Origin of the sequence: Streptomyces sp. NPDC048441 (assembly GCF_043200235.1) — a bacterium.
In the GTDB taxonomy this organism is placed as follows: Bacteria; Actinomycetota; Actinomycetes; order Streptomycetales; family Streptomycetaceae; genus Streptomyces.
This window is the reverse complement of sequence record NZ_JBICXM010000001.1, coordinates 527,887-554,128: the sequence shown is the minus strand read 5'-3', so window position 1 is coordinate 554,128 and position 26,242 is coordinate 527,887. Positions and strand designations below refer to the sequence as shown.

The 26,242-nt window shown below is 69.5% G+C and carries 22 protein-coding genes; 7 read left to right on the top strand and 15 right to left on the bottom strand.

Features of this window, described 5'->3' with window-relative positions; genetic code table 11:
* Positions 1–262: 262 nt before the first annotated feature.
* Positions 263–997 (bottom strand): TerB family tellurite resistance protein, encoded by a 735-nt coding sequence (locus tag ACGFSB_RS02415; protein WP_393392822.1) that lies wholly within the window; start codon positions 995–997, stop codon positions 263–265.
* A 207-nt stretch (positions 998–1,204) separates the two neighbouring features.
* Positions 1,205–2,932: a 2-isopropylmalate synthase gene (gene leuA, locus ACGFSB_RS02410; RefSeq protein WP_393392819.1), complete on the bottom strand. Its 1,728-nt coding sequence runs from the start codon at positions 2,930–2,932 to the stop codon at positions 1,205–1,207.
* 300 nt (positions 2,933–3,232) lie between these two features.
* Between leuA and ACGFSB_RS02405 the strand changes: the two genes are divergently transcribed.
* The 4 genes from ACGFSB_RS02405 to ACGFSB_RS02390 all read left to right on the top strand — a co-directional run bounded on the left by ACGFSB_RS02405 (position 3,233) and on the right by ACGFSB_RS02390 (position 7,298).
* On the top strand, positions 3,233–4,303 hold the full coding sequence (locus ACGFSB_RS02405) for a M4 family metallopeptidase (RefSeq protein WP_393392816.1): 1,071 nt from the start codon (positions 3,233–3,235) through the stop codon (positions 4,301–4,303).
* Positions 4,304–4,328: 25 nt separating this feature from the next.
* Positions 4,329–4,595 carry a protealysin inhibitor emfourin gene (locus ACGFSB_RS02400; RefSeq protein WP_393392813.1) on the top strand — a complete coding sequence of 89 codons (267 nt, stop codon included), beginning with the start codon at positions 4,329–4,331 and terminating at the stop codon, positions 4,593–4,595.
* A 106-nt stretch (positions 4,596–4,701) separates the two neighbouring features.
* Complete coding sequence (locus ACGFSB_RS02395; RefSeq protein ID WP_393392811.1) at positions 4,702–6,063, top strand: GH1 family beta-glucosidase; 1,362 nt, start codon at positions 4,702–4,704, stop codon at positions 6,061–6,063.
* Positions 6,060–7,298, top strand: coding sequence for an MFS transporter (locus tag ACGFSB_RS02390; protein WP_393392808.1), 1,239 nt, complete (start codon positions 6,060–6,062; stop codon positions 7,296–7,298). The genes ACGFSB_RS02395 and ACGFSB_RS02390 overlap by 4 nt, the downstream gene beginning before the upstream one ends.
* Before the next feature lie 21 nt (positions 7,299–7,319).
* Here ACGFSB_RS02390 and era read toward each other — a convergent pair whose 3' ends face one another.
* The gene (gene era / locus ACGFSB_RS02385; protein ID WP_393392805.1) at positions 7,320–8,279 is read right to left on the bottom strand and encodes a GTPase Era; all 960 of its coding nucleotides are present in this window, start codon (positions 8,277–8,279) and stop codon (positions 7,320–7,322) included.
* 214 nt (positions 8,280–8,493) lie between these two features.
* On the opposite strand from era, the gene ACGFSB_RS02380 reads away from it, so the two are divergent.
* Both ACGFSB_RS02380 and ACGFSB_RS02375 read left to right on the top strand, forming a co-directional pair.
* Positions 8,494–9,807: an ammonium transporter gene (locus tag ACGFSB_RS02380; RefSeq protein ID WP_393392802.1), complete on the top strand. Its 1,314-nt coding sequence runs from the start codon at positions 8,494–8,496 to the stop codon at positions 9,805–9,807.
* On the top strand, positions 9,804–10,142 hold the full coding sequence (locus tag ACGFSB_RS02375; RefSeq protein ID WP_393392799.1) for a P-II family nitrogen regulator: 339 nt from the start codon (positions 9,804–9,806) through the stop codon (positions 10,140–10,142). The genes ACGFSB_RS02380 and ACGFSB_RS02375 overlap by 4 nt, the downstream gene beginning before the upstream one ends.
* 115 nt (positions 10,143–10,257) lie before the next feature.
* Here the strand turns inward: ACGFSB_RS02375 and ACGFSB_RS02370 are convergent, their stop codons facing one another.
* Together ACGFSB_RS02370 and ACGFSB_RS02365 are read right to left on the bottom strand one after the other, a co-directional pair.
* A complete protein-coding gene (locus ACGFSB_RS02370; protein WP_393392796.1) occupies positions 10,258–10,623 on the bottom strand; it encodes a cytidine deaminase in 366 nt (121 codons plus the stop codon).
* 26 nt (positions 10,624–10,649) lie between these two features.
* Positions 10,650–11,558, bottom strand: a complete 909-nt coding sequence (locus tag ACGFSB_RS02365; RefSeq protein WP_393392793.1) for a helix-turn-helix transcriptional regulator — start codon at positions 11,556–11,558, stop codon at positions 10,650–10,652.
* Positions 11,559–11,642: 84 nt separating this feature from the next.
* Here ACGFSB_RS02365 and ACGFSB_RS02360 point away from each other — a divergent pair, with 84 nt between their 5' ends.
* Positions 11,643–13,082: an MFS transporter gene (locus ACGFSB_RS02360; protein WP_393392791.1), complete on the top strand. Its 1,440-nt coding sequence runs from the start codon at positions 11,643–11,645 to the stop codon at positions 13,080–13,082.
* Positions 13,083–13,132: 50 nt separating this feature from the next.
* Here the strand turns inward: ACGFSB_RS02360 and ACGFSB_RS02355 are convergent, their stop codons facing one another.
* From ACGFSB_RS02355 to ACGFSB_RS02310, 10 genes are all read right to left on the bottom strand, one after another.
* Complete coding sequence (locus tag ACGFSB_RS02355; RefSeq protein WP_393392788.1) at positions 13,133–13,489, bottom strand: MmcQ/YjbR family DNA-binding protein; 357 nt, start codon at positions 13,487–13,489, stop codon at positions 13,133–13,135.
* Positions 13,486–14,787, bottom strand: coding sequence for a hemolysin family protein (locus ACGFSB_RS02350; RefSeq protein ID WP_393392786.1), 1,302 nt, complete (start codon positions 14,785–14,787; stop codon positions 13,486–13,488). The genes ACGFSB_RS02355 and ACGFSB_RS02350 overlap by 4 nt, the downstream gene beginning before the upstream one ends.
* A gap of 4 nt (positions 14,788–14,791) precedes the next feature.
* Complete coding sequence (ybeY, locus tag ACGFSB_RS02345; protein ID WP_393392783.1) at positions 14,792–15,289, bottom strand: rRNA maturation RNase YbeY; 498 nt, start codon at positions 15,287–15,289, stop codon at positions 14,792–14,794.
* A 13-nt stretch (positions 15,290–15,302) separates the two neighbouring features.
* Positions 15,303–17,348, bottom strand: a complete 2,046-nt coding sequence (locus ACGFSB_RS02340) for a PhoH family protein (protein WP_393392780.1) — start codon at positions 17,346–17,348, stop codon at positions 15,303–15,305.
* A 217-nt stretch (positions 17,349–17,565) separates the two neighbouring features.
* Positions 17,566–18,669, bottom strand: coding sequence for a carbohydrate kinase family protein (locus ACGFSB_RS02335; RefSeq protein WP_393392777.1), 1,104 nt, complete (start codon positions 18,667–18,669; stop codon positions 17,566–17,568).
* 136 nt (positions 18,670–18,805) lie between these two features.
* Positions 18,806–19,996 (bottom strand): macrolide family glycosyltransferase, encoded by a 1,191-nt coding sequence (locus ACGFSB_RS02330; protein WP_393392774.1) that lies wholly within the window; start codon positions 19,994–19,996, stop codon positions 18,806–18,808.
* A gap of 184 nt (positions 19,997–20,180) precedes the next feature.
* Positions 20,181–21,182: an adenosine deaminase gene (locus ACGFSB_RS02325; protein ID WP_393392772.1), complete on the bottom strand. Its 1,002-nt coding sequence runs from the start codon at positions 21,180–21,182 to the stop codon at positions 20,181–20,183.
* A gap of 12 nt (positions 21,183–21,194) precedes the next feature.
* On the bottom strand, positions 21,195–22,103 hold the full coding sequence (locus ACGFSB_RS02320; RefSeq protein ID WP_393392769.1) for a ribonuclease Z: 909 nt from the start codon (positions 22,101–22,103) through the stop codon (positions 21,195–21,197).
* Between the two features lie 6 nt (positions 22,104–22,109).
* Positions 22,110–22,463, bottom strand: coding sequence for a histidine triad nucleotide-binding protein (locus ACGFSB_RS02315; protein WP_393392767.1), 354 nt, complete (start codon positions 22,461–22,463; stop codon positions 22,110–22,112).
* Between the two features lie 439 nt (positions 22,464–22,902).
* The gene (locus ACGFSB_RS02310) at positions 22,903–26,235 is read right to left on the bottom strand and encodes a S41 family peptidase (RefSeq protein WP_393392764.1); all 3,333 of its coding nucleotides are present in this window, start codon (positions 26,233–26,235) and stop codon (positions 22,903–22,905) included.
* Positions 26,236–26,242: the final 7 nt, after the last annotated feature.

Here is a 26,242-nt window from a genome sequence, read left to right as displayed (position 1 = left end):
ACCGTCGATCACCGGCTTCGCCGAGTTCGTCCTCAATCACCGGACGGGCTGAAAAACTTCAGCGGCTCGTCACCGTCGTGCGGTGGTCTGTTCGGCCCGCATGACGGGCCTCCTTCCGGCAGGTTGGCAGGTCGGTGCCAACCCTTCCGGAGCGGCCCGCGCGATCCGTCGGGCGCGAGGGCGAGTTGAGGCGTACGACGTGGGGAGGCGACGAAGTCGCGCTACTCCCACGGGAGTACGGAGCCGTGGGCTCCCGGAGGCATCAGAAGTGTGTCGTCCGCGCCGCCACCATCAGCCGTGTCACCTCGTCCGCACCGATGGTCAGCGCACCGCCCGCCGTGGCGAGCACCTCGCGCTCGGCGGGTGTGTACGGGCCGTCGGCGAGCGCGATGCGGGCGCCTTGCAGGAGGATCGACTCCCGGCCGGCCGGGGCGAGGTGCGGGGCCAGCGGGTCGAGCGCCTCGTGGAGCTCTATGGCGAGACCGGGGTCGACGTCCGGCACGGTCGCCCGTCCGGTGTCCGCGGCGAGCGCCTCGACGAGCGCGACGAGCTGTTCCTCGCAGGCGTCGTCGTACCCCGCGCCGCGCAGCGCGCCGACGGCCGCGTCGAGCGTCGTACGCGATGAAGTGCCGCCCGCGGCGAGGATCGCGAGGACGACGGTGTGCACGGCGTCGCGCACCATCGCCGAGAGGCGGGTGGTCGTGGGATGGCCGAGAACGTCCGTGCCGAAGTGGTCGCCGCAGGCGGCACACTCGACGATGGGGCCCGCGGCACCGCGCGGCAGGACCGGAAGGCCGAGCAGAACGAAGCGGCGACGACCGGTGCGCCGTTGGTAGTTGCGGTCACCACCGCAGCCGGGGCAGAAGAACTCGCCGTCCCCCACGGTGGTCCAGGCCGTATGCACGCCGATCACGCGCCTGCGCAGGACCCGCCCGCGCGATACAGGCCTGCCGAAGATGCGGGATTCCCGGCCGATTCGTCCCCGATCTGGCAGCACCACGCACCTCCGTAACGCCCCGGCCACATTGCCGCGTTGGGCGTGATGTTAGCCACATTGTTGATGTGGCGTCAGCACCCTGCACGAGAGATGGCCGGTAGACGACCGCCGGACGGGCTCGAGATGAGCCCGTCCGGGAGTCGGAAGTGTCCTTGAAGAGGTGCGCGAGGAGGCGCTGAGTCGGTCAGCGCGCGGCGCGGAGTGGGCTCAGCGAGCCGCGCGGTTCACCGCGGAAACCGCGGCCTTGAGCGACGCACGTGTCGTATTCGCGTCGATACCGATGCCCCACAGCACCTTGTCGCCGATCGCGCACTCGATGTACGAAGCGGCCTGCGCGGAGGCTCCCTCACTCATCGTGTGCTCCTGGTAGTCCAGGAGGCGTACGTCGATGCCGATGCCCTGCAGCGCCTGGAAGAAGGCCGAGATCGGGCCATTGCCGGTGCCGGTCAGGATCGTGTCGGCGCCGTCGACCGTCGCCTCGACGGTGAGCGTGTCCGTGCCGTCCTTGTCCGTGGTGGTCTGGCCGTTCTTGACCTGGATGCGGCCCCACGGGTTTTCCGGGTTGGGCAGGTACTCGTCCTGGAAGATGCCCCAGATCGCGGCCGGGGTGACCTCGCCGCCCTCGGAGTCGGTCTTCGTCTGGATGATCTTCGAGAACTCGACCTGCATACGGCGCGGCAGGTCCAGCTTGTGGTCGTTCTGCAGGACGTAGGCGATGCCGCCCTTGCCGGACTGCGAGTTGACGCGGATCACGGCCTCGTACGAACGGCCGACGTCCTTCGGGTCGATCGGCAGGTACGGAACGGCCCACTCGATCTCGTCGACCGTCTTGCCCTGCTGCTCGGCACGGATGCCCATCGCCTCGAAGCCCTTCTTGATGGCGTCCTGGTGGGAGCCGGAGAAGGCGGTGTAGACGAGGTCGCCCGCGTACGGGTGGCGGGGGTGGATCTCCATCTGGTTGCAGTACTCGGCGCTGCGGCGGATCTCGTCGATGTCGGAGAAGTCGATCTGCGGGTCCACGCCCTGCGAGAAGAGGTTCATGCCCAGCGTGACCAGGTCGACGTTGCCGGTGCGCTCGCCCTGGCCGAACAGGCAGCCCTCGATGCGGTCGGCGCCGGCCATGATGGCCAGCTCGGCGGCGGCGACGGCGGTGCCGCGGTCGTTGTGCGGGTGGACGGACAGGCAGACGTGCTCGCGCCGGGTCAGGTTCCGGGACATCCACTCGAAGCGGTCCGCGTGGGTGGAGGGCGTCGAACGCTCCACCGTGGCGGGCAGGTTGAGGATGATCTCGCGGCCCTCCGCGGGCTGCCACACGTCACAGACCGCCTCGCAGACCTCCAGGGCGAAGTCCAGCTCGGTGTCCGTGAAGATCTCGGGGCTGTACTGGTAGCCGAAGACCGTCTCGGGGCCCAGCAGCTTCTCCGCGTACTCCATGACCAGGCGCGTGCCGTCGACGGCGATCTGCTTGACCGCGTCCTTCGAGCCACGGAAGACGACCTCGCGCCAGACGGGCGCGGTCGCGTTGTACAGGTGGACGGTGGCGCGCTTGGCGCCGACCAGCGACTCGACGGTGCGGGAGATCAGCTCTTCGCGGGCCTGCGTCAGGACGGAGATCGTGACGTCGTCCGGGATCGCACCGTCCTCGATGATCGAGCGTACGAAATCGAAGTCCGTCTGCCCGGAGGACGGGAAGCCGACCTCGATCTCCTTGTAGCCCATGCGGACGAGCAGGTCGAACATCTCGCGCTTGCGGGCGGGAGACATCGGGTCGATCAGTGCCTGATTGCCGTCACGCAGGTCCGTGGAGAGCCAGCGGGGAGCGACCGTGATGCGGTTGTCGGGCCACGTGCGGTCGGGGATGTCCACCTGGTCGTACTGGCCGTACTTGTGGACCGGCATGGAGGTGGCGCGCTGGAAATTCGGCTTGATCGCCATGATGCGGGGGCTCCTCGGGAGTGTCCTTAAGGACGGCCGACGGTCGCTTCGCGAGCAACACCGAACTCCGCGGGGAGGGGGTCGGCCTCGACTACAGGCCCTCGCCGCGGCAGCTAAGGAGGAGAAGCAGCCCGTAACGCATGATGCTCCGCAGCCTAGCCGAGCCGCGCCGTGTGCGCGGATCCGTATCAGTATGCGGGATCGCGGTTAGGTTACGGGTAAGAGGTGATCAATACCTCTATTTCACTAATCATGGTGGCAGGTAGTGACAGCGGCATGACCCAGTGCCACATTGCCGCCATGGCCACCAATCCAGGCTTCGAGCCTGTCTTCTGCTCCATCATCCCGCCTCACGTTCTCGACACTCTGGCCCAGAGTGACGACGCCACGCTCGCCGGTCCCGCCCGCCGCACCCTGGAGCGGGACGCCATCGAGCGCACCCACCGCCGCCTGACCACGGTCATCGGCGCCCCGTCCGTCACCCCGCCCAAGGACGCGGTCGCCGAGAAGCCGCACCGCACGATCTACGACGCCAGGCACGGCACCGAGCTGCCGGGCCGCAAGGTCCGCGGCGAGGGCGACAAGCCCGGCAAGGACGCGACCGTCAACCGCGCGTACGCGGGTCTCGGCGCGACCTTCGAGCTGTACCTGAAGACCTACCAGCGCAACTCCATCGACGGCCACGGCCTGCCGCTGAACGCCACCGTCCACTACTCGAAGGACTACAACAACGCCTTCTGGAACGGCGAGCAGATGGTGTTCGGCGACGGTGACGGCGAGATCTTCCTCGACTTCACCATCCCCGTCGACGTCATCGGCCACGAGCTGACCCACGGCGTCACGCAGTACACGGCCAACCTCACGTACTTCGGCCAGCCCGGCGCCCTGAACGAGTCGATGTCGGACGTCTTCGGCTCGCTCATCAAGCAGTACACGCTCGGCCAGTCCGCCACCGAGGCCGACTGGCTGATCGGCGCGGGCCTGCTCGCGCCCCGCGTCACCGGCACGGCCCTGCGCTCCATGAAGGCGCCGGGCACGGCCTACGACGACGATGTGCTCGGCAAGGACCCGCAGCCCGCCGACATGGACCACTACGTCCGCACGGGCCGCGACAACGGCGGCGTGCACATCAACTCCGGCATCCCCAACCACGCCTTCTACCTGCTCGCCGAGTCGCTCGGCGGCAACGCGTGGGAGCGGGCCGGGCAGATCTGGTACGCCGTCCTGACCGGCGGGCAGCTGGCGCAGGACGCGTCCTTCGCGGACTTCGCCAAGCTGACGGTCGCCGCCTCGCGCGACAAGTACGGCGAGGGCGAGGAGCACCAGGCCGTCCTGAAGGCGTGGTCCCAGGTCGGGGTGCCTACCAACTGACCTCCCCATGGAGTAGACAGGACCCATGCGTATCCAGGTGAAGCGCACGGGAGGATTCGCGGGCATCGAGCGGGACGCCGAGATCGACACCTCGGAACTGCCCGATGCCCACGAGTGGCACGCCCTGGCCGAACAGGCCTTGGCCGAGGGCCGGGGCACGCCGCCCATAGGGGTGCCTGACGGCTTCAACTACCAGCTCACCATCGACGGGCACACGGTGTACTGCTCGGATCCACGCCTTACCGATCCGCAGCGGAAGCTGATCACGCGAGTGCTGAAGGAAGGGGCGTAGGAGAGGAAGGGGCATAGGAGAACGGCTCGTAAAACTTGAGCGGTGTTCACCTTTTCTGGCGTACGCCCATTGACTTCCGTACTCGGCCGTACGGAAGATCGCGCCCATGGCAGCGAGTGCGGCGAGTGCGGCGATTCCTCAGTTCCCCCGCGATTTCGTGTGGGGGGTGTCCACATCGGCTCACCAGATCGAGGGCGCCGTCGACGAGCGCGGCCCCTCCGTCTGGGACGCGTTCACCGCGATGCCGGGCCGGGTCAAGGACGGCACGACGGCCGCGATCGCCTGCGACCACTACCACCGCTACCGCGAAGACGTCTCGCTCATCCGGGAGTTGGGGGTGGACGCGTACCGCTTCTCGGTGTCGTGGCCGCGGGTACTCCCGACGGGGGCGGGCGAGATGAGCGCCGCGGGCCTCGACTTCTACGACCGCCTGGTCGACGAGCTGTGCGCGGCGGGCGTACGTCCTGTCCCCACCCTCTTCCACTGGGACACGCCCCTCGCACTCGCCGACGCGGGCGGCTGGCTGCGGCGGGACACCGCCGAGCGTTTCGCCGAGTACGCCGCCGTGGTGGCGGACCGCATCGGTGACCGGGCCAAGAAGTGGATCACCCTCAACGAACCCGCCGAGCACACCCTCCTGGGCCACGCGCTCGGCCAGCACGCGCCCGGTGAACAGCTCATGTTCGACGCGCTTCCGGTGGCGCACCACCAGCTGCTCGCCCATGGCCTCGCGGTACGGGCACTGCGCGCGGCGGGCGTCACGGACATCGGCATCGCCAATTCGCACGGCCCGACCTGGCCCGCGTCGTCATCGGCGGCGGACACGGAGGCGGCGGACTTCTACGACGTACTGCTCAACCGCCTCTTCGCTGACCCGTTGCTCCTGGGTCAATACCCGGAAGGCATAGGCGAGTTGATGCCAGCGGACGACCTCGAAGCGGACCTGAAGGTCATCGCGGAACCGATCGACTGGTACGGCATCAACTTCTACCAGCCGACCAAGGTGGGCGCGCCGCTCCCGGCGGCGACACCGACGGAGTTCTCCGGCCTCACGCTCCCACCCGAACTCCCCTTCTCCCCAAGGGAGATAGCGGGCCGCCCGGTGACGGACTTCGGCTGGCCGGTGGTCCCGGAATCACTCACCGAGCTGCTCATCGACTTCCGCGACCGGTACGGAGACCGCCTGCCTCCCCTGGTGATCACCGAGAACGGCTGCTCGTACGAGGGAATCGACGACCAGCGGCGGATCGACTACCTCGACGGCCACATACGGGCGCTGCACCGGGCGTTGGAGGAGGGAGTGGACGTACGCGGCTACTTCGTCTGGTCCCTCATGGACAACTTCGAGTGGGCGGAGGGCTACCGGCAGCGCTTCGGTCTGGTCCACGTCGACTACACCACCCTTGAGCGCACCCCGAAGGCGTCGTACGCATGGCTGCGCGAGACGCTGCGGGCGCAGCGCGCATGACCGCCAGCGCCCTGCGGGAGCCCGTCAACCGGGTCGGCCGGGGCTGGACGACGTCACTTTCGGTCGCCAACGGCGCGATCTGGGTGGGCTGGTACGGCCCGCTACAGATCCTGCTCGCCGTGCAGGCGGAGAACCTGGCCCCGGCCGGCACGTCGAAGGAGACCGTCCTCGCGTGGGTCACGGGGGTCGGCGCGGTCGTCTCGCTGGCCGCGAACCCGCTCTTCGGAGCGCTCTCGGACCGCACGACGTCCCGCTGGGGCAGGCGCACCCCGTGGATCGTGGCGGGCGCGGCGGGCGGCGCCGCCTCGCTCCTGCTGCTCTCGGCCGCGGGCTCGGTGTGGTGGATGGCGGCGGGCTGGTGCCTGGTCCAGCTCACCCTGAACGCCGCGTTCGCCGCGGTCACCGCTGCCGTACCCGACCGGGTGCCACGGCTCCAGCGGGGCTCGGTGGGCGGCTGGCTCGGGGCGGCGCAGCTGCTCGGCGTGGTCGTCGGCACCGGCCTCGCGACGGTGCCCGGCGGGACGGTCACGGGGTACGCGGCATGTGCGGTCTTCACGGTGGCGGGTGTGCTGCCCTATGTCGTACGCCATCGGGACCTGCGCCTGGACGCCGCCGACCGGCCGCCGTGGAACCGGCGGGAATTCCTCGCGGGCTTCTGGCTGAGCCCGCGCCGCTACCCGGACCTGGCCTGGGCGTGGCTGACCCGCTTCCTGATCAACGTCAGCAACTCGGTGGTGCTGCTCTACCTTCTCTACTTCCTGCGGGACCGCCTGCACCGCTCCGACCCCGAAGAGGGCGTCCTGATCCTGACGGCCGTGAACGGCGTGACGATGCTCGCCACGGTCGTGGTGGGCGGCGCCTGGTCGGACCGGACCGGGCGCCGCAAGCCGTTCGTGATCTGGGCGGGGACGCTGATGGCGGTGGCCACGGGCCTGCTCGCCCTGTGGCAGACCTGGCCAGGGGCGATCGTCTCGGCGGCAGTGCTCGGCATCGGCTTCGGGGTCTTCACGTCGGTGGACTTCGCCCTGATGACGGACGTACTCCCCAAGGCGATGGACCGGGGCAAGGACCTGGGCGTCATCAACATCGCCAACTCGCTGCCCCAGGTGGCGGCCCCCGCCATCGCGGCCCCGATCGTGACCTACCTGGGCGGCTATCGGGTGCTGTACCTGGTGGCGGCGGCGGTGGGCCTGGCGGGAGCGGTGCTGGTGACGCGGATCAGGGGCGTGGAGTAGCCCCTGATAGTTGGCCGCCGCTCAGAAGCCGAGCTTGCGCAGCTGCTTCGGGTCGCGCTGCCAGTCCTTGGCGACCTTCACATGCAGGTCCAGGAAGACCGGCGTGCCGAGCAGCGCCTCGATCTGCTGGCGGGACTTGATCCCGACCTCCTTGAGCCGCTTGCCCTTCGGGCCGATGATGATGCCCTTCTGGCTGGGCCGCTCGATGTAGACGTTCGCGTGGATGTCCAGCATCGGCTTGTCCGCGGGGCGGTCCTCGCGCGGCAGCATCTCCTCCACCACGACCGCGATGGAGTGCGGCAGCTCGTCCCGCACGCCCTCGAGCGCGGCCTCGCGGATCAGCTCGGCGACCATGACCTGCTCGGGCTCGTCCGTGAGGTCGCCCTCGGGGTAGAGCGGCGGGCTCTCGGGAAGCATCGGGACGATCAGATCGGCGAGCAGCTGGACCTGCTCGTCACCGACGGCGGAGACCGGCACGATCTCGGCCCACTCGAAGCCGAGCTCCGTGCTGAGCTGGTCGATGGCGATGAGCTGCTCGGCGAGCGTCTTACTGTCGACCAGGTCGGTCTTCGTGACGACCGCGATCTTCGGCGTCTTCTTGATGCCGGCGAGTTCCTTGGCGATGAACCGGTCGCCGGGGCCCAGCTTCTCGTTCGCGGGCAGACAGAACCCGATGACGTCGACCTCGGCCCACGTCGTCCGTACGACATCGTTGAGCCGCTCACCGAGCAGCGTGCGCGGCTTGTGGAGTCCGGGGGTGTCCACCAGGATCAGCTGGGCGTCAGGACGGTGCACGATGCCGCGCACCGTGTGCCGCGTGGTCTGCGGCTGGTTCGCGGTGATCGCCACCTTCTGGCCGACCAGAGCATTCGTAAGGGTGGACTTGCCCGCATTGGGGCGGCCCACGAAGCAGGCGAAGCCGGCGCGGTGGGTGGCCTCGGACGGCTCGGATGACTCGGTACGAACGCTCATGGCGCCCATTCTCCCTGATCGACAGAGGGCCGCAGCACGCCGAGGTGCCCAGGAGGCGCCGGTGAGGCGCCGACGGGGCATCGGCGCGTCGTCGGCGGGGACATCCGTGAGCTCCCGGAAACTCCTCCGCAACACGAAACACACCGGAAACCCGAGGGTGCCCGTTCGGAAACGCACGGCAGTGACGCTCTCCCTCTGCCCCCACCCGGAGGAGAGATTCCCCGTGCAGTCCGCGCACTCGTCGCACTCCCTCACCACCACCCTGGCCGCCGCCGGTGGCCCCGACACCGGCGACACCGCCTGGCTGCTCGCGGCCACCGCTCTCGTCCTGCTCATGACGCCGGGCCTCGCGCTCTTCTACGGCGGCATGGTCCGCACCAAGAGCGTCCTCAACATGCTCCTCATGAGCTTCGTCTCGATCGCCCTGGTCACAGTGGTGTGGCTGCTCGCCGGCTACTCCCTGGCCTTCGGCGACGACACGTTCGCGGGTCTGATCGGCGGCGTCGACCACTTCGGCATGGCGGGCATCGGCCCGAGCACGCTCACGGGGACGGTCCCCACCCTCCTCTTCACCACGTTCCAGCTGACCTTCGCGATCCTCACCACGGCACTGATCAGCGGCTCGATCGCGGACCGTACGAAGTTCGCTGGCTGGCTGGTCTTCGTGCCGGTCTGGGCGCTGCTCGTATACGTTCCCGTGGCGCACTGGGTGTGGGGCCCGGACGGCTGGATCTCCTCGTCCCTCGGCGCGCTCGACTTCGCGGGCGGTCTGGTCGTCGAGATCGCGTCCGGCGCCTCCGGGCTGGCCCTCGTGCTCGTCCTCGGCCCGCGCATCGGCTTCAAGAAGGACGCGATGCGCCCGCACAACCTGCCGATGGTCCTGATGGGCGCCGGGCTGCTCTGGTTCGGCTGGCTCGGCTTCAACGGCGGCTCGGCACTCGGCGCGAACGGCCTGGCTGCGGCGTCCCTTCTGAACACCCTGCTCGCAGGCTGCACGGGCCTGCTCGGCTGGCTCTTCGTGGAGCAGCGCCGGGACGGCCACCCCACCACCTTCGGCGCGGCTTCGGGCGCGGTGGCGGGTCTCGTCGCCATCACGCCCGCGTGCGGGGTCGTCGGGGTGCTCGGCGCCGCGGTGGTCGGGCTCGCGGCGGGCGTGGTCTGCTCGTACGCCGTGGCATGGAAGTTCCGCTTCGACTACGACGACTCCCTCGACGTGGTGGGTGTCCACCTGGTCGGCGGCGTGGTCGGCACGCTCCTGATCGGCCTGTTCGCGACGGCCACGATGACGGACGGCGCGGAGGGACTCTTCTACGGGGGCGGCCTGGCCCAGCTGGGCAAGCAGACGGTGGCGGTGCTCGTGGTGGGGGCGTACACGTTCGCCGTCACGTACGGCATCGGCAAGGCGATCGACAAGCTCATGGGCTTCCGCGCGGACCCCGACGACGAGCTGACGGGCCTCGACCAGACGCAGCACGCGGAGACCGCCTACGATCACGGCGTCCTGGTCAGCCCGATGAAGGGGAGCACCGTCGCATGAAGCTCGTAACCGCGGTCATCAAGCCGTTCCGCCTGGACGAGGTGAAGACCGCGCTCCAGGAGCTCGGCGTGCAGGGACTCACCGTCACGGAGGCGAGTGGGTACGGGCGGCAGCGGGGGCACACGGAGGTGTACCGCGGGGCGGAGTACCAGGTGGACCTGGTGCCGAAGGTGCGGGTCGAGGTCGTCGTGGATGACGCGGACCTCGACCCGACCATCGACGCGATCGTCCGCGCGGCGGCCACGGGCAAGATTGGTGACGGGAAGGTGTGGGCGGTTCCGGTGGAGACGGTGGTGCGGGTGCGGACGGGTGAGCGGGGTCCGGACGCGGTTTGACGCACCGGAAACGCCGGACGGGCTGGAATATCCAGCCCGTCCGGCGTTTGAGGACATCTTGTACGGGGTCTGGGGCGGGGCCCCAGTCTCGGGAAGGGGCGGGATCGGGGAAAAGTCACCCAGTCTGAACCCGCACCCGAACCTCCCCATCAGGCCCCGCGAGGAACACCGGCGTCCCGGCCCCGCCAAGGTCCCGCACAGCGGCAAGATCCTCCGAGGACAGCGCCTCCCCGGCGGAGACGACCGCCGCCGCTTCAAGGGACTCCGCCCCGGAGGCAACAGCCATAGCCACAGCAGTGCGCAGCGCGGAAAGCTCCAGCGAGGCAAGCGCAACGGTCCCGGCGACATAAGTCCGCCCCGTCTCGTCCCGCACCGCGGCCCCCTCAGGCACCCCGTTCCGCGCCCGCGCCGAACGAGCCAGCGTAACGATCTTGCGGTCCTCGGCATCAAGAGCGTCAAGCGACGCAGCACTCTCGGTCATGAACCGAGCATACGGAGCTCAGAGCCCTACACGGCCACCGGGTACATGGACCCCCGCCGCCCCTCGGGCGACGCGAGCCACTCCAGCTTCGCCGCCGTGTCCGCCTCGTTCAGCGGCGTATGCAGCACGATCGTGAGGTCCGGCCTGGCCGGCACCTTCAGCGGCGTCGACTCGACGTGCAGCGCCCCCACCAGCGGATGCGTGAGCTCCTTGTGGACCTGCCCCGGGGGCCGCACGTCCCGCCGCTCCCACAGTTCGGTGAACTCCTCGCCCGCCGCCTCCCGCAGTTCGGCGAGGACCGTCTGGAAGCCCTCGTCGTCGGGAGACTCGGAGCAGGACGCCCGGAACTGCGCGACGACCGTCTCCGCGTTCTCTTCCCAACTCCTGCTCCGTGCGCGGTAGATGGGGTCGGTGAAGAAGTCCACGATGCAGTTCTGGGTGTTCCCGGGACGCATCCCGAAGACCATCCCGGCGGCGTCGTTGTAGAGGACGCGGTTGTAGTAGCGGTCCATGATGTGTGCCGGGTACGGCATCCACGTATCGATGAGGCGCTGCAACCCCGCGCACATGTCCTGGTCGGCCTGTGCGACCTCGGGCGCCGGCGGATTGAGCCCGGCGAGCACGTACAGATGCCGCCGCTCGGCGCTCGACAGCTTCAGTACGCGCGCCACGGAGTCAAGGACCTGCGGCGACACCGAGATGTCGCGCCCCTGCTCGAGCCACTGGTACCAGGACGCGCCGACCCCGGCGAGCACGGCGACCTCCTCGCGCCGCAGCCCCGGCGTTCGCCGCCGCGCCCCGCCGTCCGGCAGGCCCGCGTCCGCGGGGCTGACCCGAGCCCGGCGGCTCATCAGAAACTCGCGCAACTCGCCGAGCCGCCGCGCCTTGGACGCGTCCCGCGGCACCATGGCCGCCACCTCACCCGAACCCGCCATCTGCAGCTCCCCCTGACTGGTGTTCCGACCACCAGCATAAGTTCCCGCTCCCCACTGGTATTCCGGAGGCCCGAAGCTCATCGCATGGCGATCGACACCACAGCTCCCCCGTCCACCACGGCCCCCTCACCCCAGGCCCAGGCCCAGGCCCAGGCCCAGGCCCCCAAGCTCTCCTCCCGCGACAAGCTCGTCCTCTTCGTGCTCTGCGCCGCCCAGTTCATGGTCGCGCTCGACTTCTCCGTACTGAATGTGGCGCTGCCCGTCCTGGGTGCCGACCTGGGCATGAGCCAGTCCGCGCTGCAGTGGGCGGTGACCGCGTTCGCCCTTCCCTCCGGCGGCTTCCTGCTGCTCTTCGGCCGCACCGGCGACCTGTTCGGGCGGCGCAAGCTGTTCCTCGCCGGGCTCGCCCTGTTCGGCCTCGCCTCGCTGCTCGCGACCTTCGCCTGGGACCCGGCGTCGTTCCTCGCCGGACGCGCGCTGCAAGGAGTGGGCGCGGCGGCCATCGTGCCGACCGGCATGTCCCTGCTCACCACGACGTTCCCCGAAGGTCCGCAGCGCGACCGGGCGCTCGGCATCTCCGGCACGCTGCTCTCGCTCGGCTTCACCGTCGGCATGGTGCTCGGCGGCGTACTCACCGACACGCTCGGCTGGCGCTCCACGATGGGCCTGCTGACCCTCTTCGCGCTGCTCGTGCTGCCGATCGCTCCCGGCCTGCTGCCCGAGTCCCGCACCCCGGACCGCCCCCGCCTGGACATCCCCGGCGCGGTCACCGTCACCGGCGGCCTGCTCGCCCTGATCTACGCGCTCTCCACGGCCGCCGAACGCGGCTTCGGCGGCACCGACGTCATCGTCACGCTGACCGCCGGTGTGCTGCTGCTCGCGGCCTTCATCTTCATCGAGTCGCGTGCCGCGTCCCCGCTCGTCTCGCTCCCGATGCTGCGGCGCCGGACGGTGGCGTGGGGCAACCTGGGCGGCCTCGTCACCTTCTCGATGATGTCGGCGATCGTCTTCGTCCTCACGCTCTACCTCCAGGAAGTCCTGAAGCTCTCCGCCTTCCAGACGGGCCTCGTCTTCGGCGTGCAGGGCGTGCTCTCGGTGGTCGCGGGGATCTACGCACCCAAGGTCATCAGCCGCTTCGGCGCCCGCCGCACCCTCGTCGTCTCGCTCCTGGGCCAGGGCCTGTTCATCGCGACACTGCTCGGCATCGACGAAGGCACCGGGTCGGTCTGGCTGGCCACGGCGGGCGTCTCGCTGGCGAGCATGTTCCACCTCGGCGCGATCATCTCGTACGGCGTGACGGTCACGTCGGGCGTCCCGGACGAGGAGCAGGGCCTGGCCACGGGCCTGGTGACGTCCACCCAGCAGGTGGGCATCACGGTCGGCATTCCGCTGCTGGGTGTCCTCGCGACCACGGGATCGGATCTCCTCGCGGGGGCGCGGACGGTCATCCTGATCGACGCGATCGTGGTCATCGCGGCGGCGGCACTGGTCGCGACGGGCCTGCGCACCAGGCGCACCGCCTGACGGCTCAGGACCGGTCGAGCCGACAGCTCAGGGCCGGTCGAGCCGACAGCTCAGGGCCGGTCGAGCCGAAGCCGCACGGCCTTCGGGAGCCCGGCCACGACCAAGTCGTACGAGTCCTCGACGAGCTCCCGGACCTGCTGGTCCGGGAGTTTCGCGTCCAGCGTCACCGTGTTCCAGTGCCGCTTGTTCATGTGCCATCCCGGCACGATCTCCGGGTGCGTGGCCCGCAGTTGGACCGCGATCTCGGGATCGCACTTCAGGTTGGCCGTGAAAGGCCGCGCGTCCAGCGAGGAGAGCGCGAACATCTTCCCCGCGACCTTGAAGACCGAGAACTCGGGGCCGAAGGGAAACTCCTCCGCCACGTCGTTGAACGACAGGCAGAACGCACGCAGTTCCTGCGGGGTCATCCACGCACTCCCTTCTCCGCGTCCTGGGACGCGACCGGCTCCACGAGCACCGTCACGATCTTGTTCCGGCGCCCCGCCGCGGACTCCGCGGTGAGCCGCAGCTCCCGCCCGTCCGGCAGCGGCACGAGCGCCGACGCATCGGCGATCGGCACCCGGCCGAGCGCCTTGGCGAGCAGGCCGCCGACCGTCTCGACGTCCTCGTCGTCGAACTCGTCGAACCCGAAGAGCTCGCCGAGGTCTCCGATGTCGAGGCGCGCGGTGACGCGGTAGCAGCCGTCGTCGAGCTCCTCGACGGGTGGCAGTTCACGGTCGTACTCATCGGTGATCTCGCCGACGATCTCTTCGAGGATGTCCTCGATGGTGACGATGCCCGCCGTGCCGCCGTACTCGTCGATGACGACGGCGACGTGATTGCGCTCCTGCTGCATCTCGCGCAGCAGATCCCCCGCGTTCTTCGTGTCGGGCACGAACGTCGCCGGGCGCATCGCCGTCGACACCAGGTCCGACTCGCTGTCGCGGTTGATGTGCGTCTTGCGGGCGAGGTCCTTCAGATACACCATGCCGACGACGTCGTCCTCGCTCTCGCCCGTCACCGGGATCCGCGAGAAGCCGGACCGCAGCGCGAGCGTCAGGGCCTGCCGGATGGTCTTGAAGCGCTCGATGGCGACCAAGTCCGTCCGGGGCACCATCACTTCGCGTACGAGGGTGTCGCCGAGCTCGAAGACGGAGTGCACCATGCGGCGCTCGTCGTCCTCGATGAGGGATTCCTTCTCGGCGAGGTCGACCATCGCGCGCAGCTCGGCCTCGGAGGCGAACGGGCCGCGCCGGAAGCCCTTGCCGGGCGTGAGGGCGTTGCCGATGAGGATCAGGAGGGGCGGGATCGGGCCCATGACGCGGGCCAGCGGCAGCAGGACGTACGCGGCGGCCGTCGCCGTGTTGAGCGGGTGCTGGCGCCCGATGGTGCGCGGCGAAACCCCCACGGCCACGTATGACACGAGGACCATCACCGCGATGGCGACGGCGAGCGCCTGCCAGGTCTCGGCGAATTCATTCAGGCAGGCGTACGTCACGAGCGCCGCCGCCGCCATCTCGCACGCGACGCGCACGAGCAGCGCCACGTTGAGATAGCGGGTCGGGTCGGCGGCGACCTGCGCGAGCTTCGCGCTGCCGCGCCGCCCGGAGCGGACCGCCTCCTCCGCCCGGAAGCTGGAGGTGCGGGCGATGCCCGCCTCGGCGCAGGCCGCGAGCCAGGCGACGACGACAAGGGCGACGGCGCCCGCGATCAGCTGGAAGCTCATGGCCCTACGAGACGGTGGGCGCCGGAGAGGGCCCGGTCAGGCCGTTCTCCGCGCGCCAGCCGTCGACGATGGCCGCCTGGAGGCCGAACATCTCGGCCTTCTCGTCCGGCTCCTCATGGTCGTACCCGAGAAGGTGCAGCACCCCATGGACGGTGAGCAGCTGAAGCTCCTCGTCCATGGAGTGCTCCGTCTCCGCGTCCTTGCCCTGCTTGAGGGCGACCTCCGGACAGAGCACGATGTCGCCGAGGAGGCCCTGCGGGGTCTCCTCCTCGTCCTTGGCGGGCGGGCGCAGCTCGTCCATCGGGAAGGACATGACGTCCGTCGGCCCCGGCAGGTCCATCCACTGGATGTGCAGCTGCTCCATGGCATCGGCGTCCAGGACGATCACCGAGAGCTCGGAGAGCGGGTGGATGCGCATCCGCGCGAGCGCGTAGCGGGCGATGTCGAGGATCGCCTGCTCGTCGACCTCGGTTCCGGATTCGTTGTTGACGTCGATCGACATGGTGCGGCTTCCGCTACTTCCCGTGTTTCTGGTGCTGCTGCTGTTTCTGGATCTGCTGGCTGTCGTCGTACTTCTCGTACGCGTCGACGATACGGCCGACCAGCTTGTGCCGGACGACATCGCTGGAGGTGAGCCGCGAGAAGTGCACCTCATCGATGCCTTCCAGGATGTCCTGGACCTGACGAAGACCCGACTTGGTGCCGTTCGGCAGGTCGACCTGCGTGACGTCGCCCGTGATCACGATCTTCGATTCGAAGCCGAGCCGGGTGAGGAACATCTTCATCTGCTCGGCGCTGGTGTTCTGCGCCTCGTCGAGGATGATGAACGCGTCATTGAGGGTGTTGTGCGTGAGCAGGTAGTCCTGCGTGACGTACAGCGAATCCTCGGCCGCGACCTGGATGCATACGGCGTCCTCGCGGCCTGCGGGCTCAATGCTGTCGATGAAGCGCATCGGGCGTCCGCCGCCTCCGGCCGCGTGGTATTTGTCGCGCTTGCGGGCGAGGCGGAAGGGCTCGATTCCCTCGGGGAGTCGGATGTCGACGACGTGGGAATCGTAGCGATGAGCGGCCAGGGCGGTGCCCTGCTCGCGACCCTCGGCCTGACGGCGCTTCGTATAGGCGACACCGCCAAGCGACTGGACGAGTGCGATCACGTCGTCCCGCAGGACGATCGACGCCGTCGAGTACTGGATACGGCACGTACGGTCGTCCTGAGTGACCGGACCGCCATCGGAGTCGAGCAGGCCCTGGAGCACTGCGAGCCGGATCTCCGCCGTGTTGAACAGGTAGTCGTCCGGCACGAACTTGGAGTGCGAACGGCTGCCGATGAGGTCCAGCTCGCGCATGACGCCGGTGACCGGATTCTCCAGAGTGACCACGTCGCCAGGCGACTTCACCCGGTTCAGTACGTAGTCGGGGCCGCTCTTGTGCCGCACATTGACGCCCGGGAGTGCCGCCTCAAGCGCCTGGGCGAGTTCGACGTCCTCGGTGGAGAACGACGGCGTCGTGGAGCCGGTGAGGCAGCCGTCTCCGAGGAGCAGGCCCAGCGCGTACGGGTCCATGCGGACCTCGCGCTCCGGGAACTCGACGGGCGCGGTGAGCATCGGCAGCTCGTACCGCCGTGCGTGCGCCGCGCGCAGGTTGCCGATCATCTCCTGGGTCTCCAGGACCCGCCACGGCTTGTCGCGTCGCTTGTCGTCGCGCGTCCTGACCGTCCACAGGTGCTCGCCGCAGCACAGGGTCCAGGAGCCGTCCTGGGCCGTGACACGGTAGATGTCCTTCTCGCCCTGCGGGTAGACGCCGAGGACCGGGGTCGGCTCACCATTGGAGCCGACGACCAAGTCGCCCACTCTAATTGTGCCAATGGGTCGCCAGCCATCGGGCGTCAGCACATTGGTCCATACCGGTTGGCTTCTTCCCCTCATATATGCCAGCGGCGCCACCTCAATGGTCCCCGCCGCCATCAACCGAGGGATCGAGTCCGGGTCGAGCATGTCGTGCAGCGCGTCGTACAACGGGCGCAGATACGGGTCGATCTTCTCGTAGAGCGTGCCCGGCAGGAAGCCGAGCCGCTCGCCGGCCTCGACGGCGGGGCGGGTCAGGATGATGCGGTTGACCTGCTTGGCCTGCAAGGCCTGCACGGCCTTGGCCATGGCGAGGTAGGTCTTGCCCGTGCCCGCGGGGCCGATGCCGAACACGATGGTGTTCTTGTCGATCGCGTCCACATAACGCTTCTGGTTGAGCGTCTTGGGGCGGATCGTGCGGCCGCGGGACGAGAGGATGTTCTGCGTGAGGACCTCGGCCGGGGTCTCCGGGCCGTCCCCCTCCCCCGCCTCGTCCGCCCTGAGCATGGCGATCGAGCGTTCCACGGCGTCCTCCGTCATCGGCTGACCGGTGCGAAGCACCAGCATCATCTGGTCGAACAGGCGCTGGATGAGGGTGACTTCATGGGCGTCACCCACGGCTCTGATCTCATTGCCCCGGACATGGATGTCGGCCGCCGGGAAGGCCTTCTCGATCACGCGCAACAGGGCGTCTCCGGAGCCGAGAACCGTCACCATCGGATGGTTCGCCGGAACGGTGAAGTGGGCTCGGGACTGACCCTGGGCAGGGGTATGAGCTGTGGGTGTCTGAGTCATGGGCCGGCGCTGAAGGCCTGCTCATCCTCCTCATGCGGGGCTTGGTGGCCGCTCGACTGCCTTGCACTGCCAAGAGTACGACGCACCACTGACACTGCCGTAGGGCTTTTCCACTCCCGTCGCGGGGGCCGCCCGGCCGCTACGCCGACCGGAAGCCGATCGTCGGCACCGCACGCCGCAGCGGCCACGGCCGCGTCACTTCCGGAAGCAGGTCCTCCAGAAAGCCGTACCGCCGCAGCGCCACCGGATCCTGGTCGTCGACCTCCCGCACGGTGCGCCACCACGCGGCGATCTCCGCCCAGCCCGGCGCCGAAAGGGACCCCCCGAACTCCTGCACCGAGAGCGCCGCGGTGAGCCCCGCGAAGGCAAGGCGGTCCGCGAGGGGCCAGTCCGCCAGGGTCCCGGTCACGAAGCCCGCCACGAAGACGTCACCCGCCCCCGTGGGGTCCAGGGCTTTGACCGCGATGGCAGGCACCTCGGCGGTCTCGCCGGTCCGCCCGTCCACGGCGTACGCGCCTTCCGCACCCAGCGTCACCACGGCGAGCGGCACATGCTCGGTCAGTGCCCGCGCGGCGGCACGGGGGCACGAAGTGCCGGTGTACCGCATGGCCTCCTCCGCGTTCGGCAGGAACGCCTCGCAGTGCGCCAGGTCTGCGAGACCCGCCAGGTCCCACCGCCCGGTGTCGTCCCACCCCACGTCGGCGAAGATCCGCGTGCCGTTGCGCGCGGCCTCGGCGATCCACGGCGCGCGCGTGCCCGGCGTCAGCGACGCGATGGCGGCACGCGCGCGTGGCGGGCACGGGGGCGCACCGCCGTCCGGCGAATCGGCGTCCGGCGGCGGTTCGTGCCCATGGCTGACCATGGTCCGCTCCCCCTCGTACGCCATGGAGACGGTCACCGGGGAGTGCCAGCCGGACACGGTGCGCGACGAGGTCAGATCGATGCCCTCGCCCTGTTCGAGGGCGTCCCAGCAGTACTCCCCGTAGTGGTCGTCCCCGAACGCCGCCGCGAGCGAGGTGCGCAGGCCGAGCCGGGCGAGCGCGGTCGCCATATTGGCCACCCCACCGGGACTCGACCCCATCCCGCGGGCCCAGGATTCGGTGCCACGTACGGGAGCGGAGTCGAGTCCGGTGAAGATGATGTCGAGGAAGACCGTGCCGGTGAGGTAGACGTCGCAGGGCGGGTCGCCTGCTCTGCGGGCTGCCTTGAGCGGGTCGATGCTGGGCTTGAGGGGTACGACCATGCAGGCAAGGTAACGGATGGAGCCCTGGCGGGCGCGGCCACCCGCGGGTCACGCCCCGCCGATTCGCCGAGCTCGGCCTCGATCGCCGGACGGACCGCACATCCAGCCCGTCCGGCGATCGAGGAGCGCCTGGCCGCTACCCGCCGAGCTCGGCCTCGACAAGATCGGCGGCCCGAGCGGTGCCGCCCTCGGCCCGCACCTCGGCCTTCAGACGGGCGACCCGAAGCGCGACGTCAGGGTCGGACGTCAGCTCGAGCAGCGCGGAACGCAATGCCTCCGCACTCGCCTCGGCCGTATCGATCCTCCGCGCGACCCCCAGCTCCACAAGCCGATCCGCGTTGAGAGGCTGCTCGGCCCCCTGCGGGACGGCGATCATCGGTACCCCGCTGAACAGCCCCTCGCTGCTGCTGCCCATGCCCGCGTGCGTGACGAACGCGTCGGCCTGCTCCAGGATCGCCAACTGCGGTACCCACGACCGCACTTCCACATGCTCTGGCACCTCCCCGAGCTCCGCGGGATCCACGTGCTTGCCGATCTGCAGCACGACATGCCACCCCGCGAGCCCCCCGAAGGCGGCCACGCAGTTCCGGTAGAACTCGGGCTGCTGGGTGAACGAGGAGCCGAGGGACACGAGCAGCACCTTCTCGGCGCCCTCGGGCCGCTGCCAGCTCCCCTGCCCCGACCGGTCCCCGAAGCAGGGCCCGACGAAGTCGACCCGCTTCGGATCGACCCGGTCGGCGGACAGCTGCATGGCCCGGGGGATCATCGCGACGGCGCGGTCGGGTGTGCCCGAGAAGGCGGCGACATCCAGGGTCGTGGCCCCGTTCCCCGCGAGCCACTCCCCGAACCGCTCCTCAAGTTCGGCGGCCCCGGGCAGCTGCCGGAACTGCGCCCCGACCTCTTCCTGGTAGCCGTCCCAGGCCACGAAGGTGGGCGACAGCTGCACGAACGGCCGCTGCTGCCCTTCGGCCAGCGCACGGGCGACGTACGCGCCGATGTCGTACAGATACAGATCGGCGGGGTCGTCGCCGTAGAACGAACGCAATTGCGGAAGCACCGCCATCGCGTCATCCAGAAAAAGACCGCTGGCGGCGATCGGGTCCTCGGGCCAGACGTTGTCCTTGAAGGGCAACGTCGAGACGCACGGGACGAGTTCGGCGCCGGTGGGCTCGATGAGCTCGCGGGTCGCCGGGTCGTTCGCATACGTCACCCGGTGGCCGCGCGCCACCAGCTCGCGGATGATCCCCAGACCGGGCAGCACATGGCTGACCATCGGGACACCGACCATGGCGATATGGGCAGGGCGACGTGAGAGTCGACTGGACATGAATGAGAGTTTCCTTCGCGTGATTCAGCTACGTACGCGCTGCGTACGAGCCGGCTACGGATGAGGACACGACGGCCCGCCGCCTGCCGCTGATCAGCGGGGCGTGCGGGCCTATGAGAGCCGTGTCAGCCGTAGAGCTGAATGAAGGAGTCCATGAGCCAGAGGCTAGCCCCGCCCTCACCCCTCACTCAAACGAATATTCCGCGACCTCGGTGAGATACCGCGCCCGCAACGCCTCGTCCGCCGCGCTCCCGTCGAGGAAGGCCGCTTCAAAGGAATTGCGCGCGAGCTCCCGCAGCCGCTCCTGATCGAGGCCGAGGGCCTCCCGCACCGCGTGGAAGGTGTCGTCGACGTAGCCGCCGAAGTACGCCGGATCGTCGGAGTTGACGGTGCACAGCAGCCCGGCGTCCATCATCCGCACCAACGGATGCTCTTCGAGTACGTCGATGGCGCGCAGCCGCACGTTGGACAGCGGGCAGAGGGTGAGCGGCACCCGCTCCCGCACGAGCCGCTCCACGAGCTCCGGGTCCTCGACGCACCGCAGCCCATGGTCGATGCGCTCGACGCCAAGCACATCGAGTGCCTCCGTGATGTACGCGGGCGGCCCCTCCTCACCCGCGTGCGCGACCCTGCGAAGGCCGAGTGCCGCGGCTGCCTCGTACACCGCACGGAACTTGGCGGGCGGATGCCCGACCTCGGCCGAGTCGAGCCCCACGCCCACGATCCGGTGGAGATGGGGCCCAGCGGCCTCCAGCGTCTCCAACGCCGAATCAGCGGACTGATCGCGCAGGAAGCACATGATGAGCCGGGTGGAGATCCCGTGCCGCTCCACACTCCGGTCGAGGGCGCGCCCGAGGCCTTCCATCACCGTCCCGATGGCGACGCCCCGTGCCACATGGGCCTGCGGGTCGAAGAAGATCTCCGCGTGCCGCACCCCCTGCTGAGCGGCGCGCGCCAGATAGGCATCGGCGAGCTGCTCGAAGTCCTCCTCGGTCCGCAGTACGGCCATGAGCCCGTAGTACAGATCGAGAAAGGACTGCAGATCATCAAAGAGATAAGCCTTGCGCAGCTCTTCGGTGTCGGCGTACGGCAGAGCGACACCGTTGCGCGCCGCGAGCTCAAAAGCCAGCTCGGGCTCAAGCGTGCCTTCGATATGAAGATGAAGTTCGGCTTTGGGAAGAGGCATGGTGCGACTCACTCAAGTGGTTCGTTTGGGAAGGGGTACACGCAGCAAATCCTGGGCGACGGTGAGTTCACCATCGAACCCACCCTCCCTGGCCTGCTGCTCAAAAACGCGGGGGTCGGGATAGCGCTGACTGAAATGGGTCAGTACGAGATGCCGGACACCGGAATCGACGGCGACGCGGGCAGCCTGTCCTACCGTCAGATGCCCATGATCAGAGGCAAGTTGCTCATCCTCATCCAAAAAGGTCGACTCAATGACAAGCATGTCGCACCCATCGGCCAGCGCATAAACCCCATCACACAGCCGAGTGTCCATCACGAAGGCGAAACGCTGCCCGCGCCGCACCGTACTGACATCCTCCAGGGCGACACCCCCCACAGCACCTTCCCTCTGCAACCGCCCCACATCCGGTCCAGAGATCCCGCGCTCGGCAAGCAGCTCCGGCACCATCCGACGCCCGTCGGGCTCGGCGATGCGATAGCCGAAGGATTCGACGGGATGGGAGAGCTTGACGGCGTCGAGCGCGTAAGAAGGAGTAACGGCCAACTGCCCACCCTCCACCACCGGCTCCTCGACCAAGGACACGGTCTCGCGATAGGCGGTGGCATACCGCAGCCGGTCGAAGAAGTGCTGCCCCGAGCGCGGAAAATGAACGGTCACCGGATGCGGGACCCGGTCCAGATTGATCCGCTGAATAACACCCGGGAGCCCCAGCGAGTGATCGCCGTGGAAATGCGTGACGCAGATGCGGTGCAGATCGTGCGCGGCGACTCCGGCCCGCAGCATCTGCCGCTGCGTGCCCTCACCGGGGTCGAAGAGCACGCCCTGCCCGTCCCAGAGCAGAACGTACCCGTTGTGGTTGCGGTGTCGGGTGGGAACCTGGCTCGCGGTGCCGAGGACCACCAATTCGCGTACGGACAAGGCGAGTTATCCCGGGGGCCACTGGAGGCCGCGTCCGCCGAGGACGTGGGCGTGCGCGTGGAAGACGGTCTGCCCGGCGCCGGACCCGGTATTGAAGACGATGCGATAGCTCTCCGCCTTCTCCTCAAGGGCGACGTCGCCGGCCTCGCGCAGTACATCGGCGGCGATGGCCGGCTCGGCGGCGGAGAGGGTGGCGGCGTCCGGGTAGTGCACCCTGGGGATGACCAGGATGTGGGTGGGGGCCTGCGGGTTGATGTCCCGGAAGGCGACGGTCGTCGGGGTCTCCCGGACGACGGTCGCGGGGACGTCACCCGCGACGATCTTGCAGAACAGGCAGTCGGCCTGCGGTTCTCCCGCCATGGGGCGCCTCCGGTCTTGACGGTAGAGATCGCTGAGCTCTCGCCATGCTATCCGGGCTGCGCCCTTGCCTTGCCCGATCCCTCGCCTGCGGCTGCGCCTGCCGAACAACCTTTCCCACCCTCCCCCAAGCTCTTAAGGAGCAGGGGGGAGGGTCGGCAGCGGGCAGGGCGGTGCGGGTGGGGCGGTGAACTCGTCGGCAGGGGAGCGAACACGCCCCTGCCGACGAGGGCTCGGCCCCGATGCACCTGCTGTCGGCAGCGGACCCGCGGGGTCGTGTCGGTATTTCCGCCCGGAGCACGGTTCCCAGAACTCCAGAACCGAAGAAGCAGCACGCCCAGACCGTGATGGCGAGGACGGACATACCGGCGCGGCCCCGCTGCCACCGACGAACCGATGCCGCGTCGCCAGCCCCCACCCAACCGAGACAGGCGCCGCAGGCCTACGGCCCCGGCAGTTCCGGAGCCGCCTTCGCCGGTGTCTCCGCCAGTGAGGCCAGCGCGAGGCGTACCGCCTCGTCAAGTTGCGGATCACGCCCCGCCGCATAGTCCTCCGGCGTCATCACCACCTCCACGTCCGGGTCCACCCCGTAGTTCTCGACCCCCCACCCGTACCCCTCCAGCCAGAACGCGTACTTCGGCTGCGTGACCAGCGTCCCGTCCACAAGCCGGTACCGGCTGTCGATCCCGATGACGCCGCCCCACGTCCGCGTACCCACCACGGGCCCGATCCCCAGCGCCTTGATCGCCGCGTTCACGATGTCCCCGTCCGAGCCGGAGAATTCGTTGGCGACGGCCACCACAGGCCCCCGGGGCGCATCCCCCGGATAGCTGTACGGCTGCGAGCCCCGCGGCAGGTCCCAGCCCACGATCTTCCGTGCCAGCTTCTCCACCACCAGCTGCGACGTATGCCCGCCCCGGTTCTCCCGGACGTCGACGACGAGCCCCTCCCGGGCGACCTCCACCCGTAGATCCCGATGGATCTGCGCCCACCCGGGCGCCTGCATGTCCGGCACGTGCAAGTAACCGAGCCGCCCCCCGGACCGCTCATGGACGTACGCACGCCGGTCGGCGACCCACGCGTGGTACCGCAGCGGCTCCTCGTCGTCGACGGGAACGACCACCGCGTGCCGGGGCTCGCCCCCACCCGCGGGCGAGACCGTCAGCTCGACAGGCTTCCCCGCGGTCCCCACCAGCAACGGTCCGGGCCCGGTCACCGGATCGACGGGCCGCCCCGCGACGGCAAGGACGACGTCACCGGCCCGCACCGCGACCCCGGGCGCGGCAAGCGGCGACTGGGCAGCGGGATCCGACGTCTCCGACGGCAGGATCCGATCGATCCGCCAGCCCCCGTCCCCACCTCCGGCTCCGTCCCCACCTCCGGCTCCGGCTCCACCTCCGGCTCCCCCCTCCGCCCCCCGCGAGACATCCGCCCCGAGCAACCCCTGCTTCCCCTCAGAACCCCAACTGCCCCAGCCCCCACCCCCCGGCATGACGTAGGCATGAGAAGTACCAAGCTCCCCCGACACCTCCCACAACAGGTCCACAAGATCGTCATGCGTGGCCACCCGCCCCAGCACAGGCCGATACCGCTCAAGGACCGCATCCCAGTCGACCCCGCCCAGATCGGGCCGCCAGAAGTTGTCCCGCATGAGGCGCCCCGCCTCGTCGTACATCTGACGCCACTCGGCGGCGGGGTCGACGCTCTGCCGCACCCGGGAGAGATCAACGGTGACGTTCGAGTCGGACCCCTCCTCGCCGGTGGCCCGCCGGTCGCTCGGCACCACCTTCAGTTTCCCGTCGACCCAGAGCAGCACCCGCTTACCGTCACCGCTCACGGCGAAGTGATCCGCGTCCAGGGCGAGTTCCTCGACGCGCCGCTGCACGAGGTCGTACCGCTCGAGCTCGCTCTTCGGATCGGGGTCGGACGGCGTGGCCCGCGAGGCCCCCAGCACGCCCCGCACGGGATGCCGCAGCCACAGGACACCGTCCTTGGCGGCCCGCAGGGTCGAGTACCGGGCGGCCTCGACCGGGAAGGGCACGATGCGATCGGCGAGCCCGTCGAGATCGATCCGGGTGACCGGCGCCCCCTCGCTGTCCGGCGTCTCGTCCTTGTCGGGCGCTTCGAAGGCACGCCCGTGCCGCTGCGGCCCGAAGGGCGACGGAGTAGTAGCGGCCAACGTAATGAGATGGGGCCGCGATCCGCCCACAAAGGCGAGATCGAAAACATGCTCGTCATAGACCGGATCAAAAGAACGAGCGGACAGGAAAGCCAGGTGCTTCCCGTCCAGGGTGAACGCCGGGGCGTAGTCCCGGAACCGCAGCGGAGTCGCCTCGGACACCGAGAGATCAGCTGTGTTCGCCAGCTTCAACTGCCGCAGCGGCCGCGGCCCCGGATGCGACCAGGCGAGCCAGGCCGAGTCCGGCGAGAAGACGAGCCCGGCGGCATCCCCGTGCTCCCCCCGGTCGACCTCCCGCACCTCCCCGCTCTCCCGCTCGACAAGCAGCACCCGCCCGTCGTGCGACGCGACGGCGGCCCTGCTCCCGTCGGGCGCCACGGCGAGCCCGAGAACCCGCCCCAACTGCCCGGCGGCGAGCCGCCGCGGCGTCGCACCGGGGGCGAGCCCGGTGGCGGGCGCGAACTGCAACGCGTCGTCGCCCTCCGCGTCCGTCACCCATACGACGTGTTCCTCGCCCTCGACCCGGAACGTACGCGGCAGCCTGGCCCGCACCCCGTGCTCGGCGGCGAGCGCGCGGGCGGGCCCCTCCCGGTGGGTGACCCAGTGGACGCCACCGCGCACGGAGACGGCACTGCCACGTCCCGTGTGGTCGGGCGCGGCGGCGCCGAACCAGCGTGCCGCGCTCACGGGGTGCGGCTGGAGGTCGACGCGCTGGCCGCCGAGGCGGATGTCGAGGCGGCGCGGTTCGGCGGCCAACAGGTCGTCCAGAACCCAGAGTTCACCAGCAGACGCGTAAACGACACGAGTACCGTCACTCGCCGCGTGCCGGGCGTAAAAGCCCTCAACACCACTGTGCCGCCGCAGATCTTCCCCATCGGGCAGCGACGAATAGACAGCCCCGACGCCTTCGTGATCGGAGAGAAAGGCGATCCGCTCCCCGACCCACATCGGGTACTCGATGTTCCCGTCGAGTCCTTCATGGACGCGCACGAACCGCCGCTCACCACCCGAGGCGGCCCCATCCCCGCTGCCGTCCTCGTCCCCGTCCCCGTCCCCGTCCCGGATCCACAACTTCCCCGCCGTGCCGCCCCGATACCGCTTCCACCAGGCGGCCTCACGCCCCATCGGCGCGGAGAGCAGCAGGACCTGCCCCTCCCCCGCCCCATGGGCGACGTTCCCCACGATCCCGTACGGGAGAGTCTCGGCGGGCCCGCCGTCCAGCGGCACGGCCCGCGCCCAGCTGCGCCGCAGCGAGGCCTGGCCGTGCGCGCTGATCGCGAGGACCCGTCCGTCCGGGGTCCAGCCCCGCACCGACGTACGCGAATTCCCCCAGTATGTAAGGCGTTTGGAGGGGCCTCCGTCGACCGGCGCGACATGCACCTCGGGCGCGCCGTCACGCGTGGACGTCCAGGCGACGGTGGTTCCGTCCGGGGAGATACGGGGGTGGTTCACCGGCATGTTGTCGGCACTGACCCGCCATGCCCGGCCGCCGTCCAGGGGCGCGGCCCAGACGTCGTCCTCAGCGGTGAAGGCGACCAACTCGCCGTACAGATGCGGAAACCGAAGATACGCAGGGTGCCCAGCAGTCTCAGTCACACAGCCA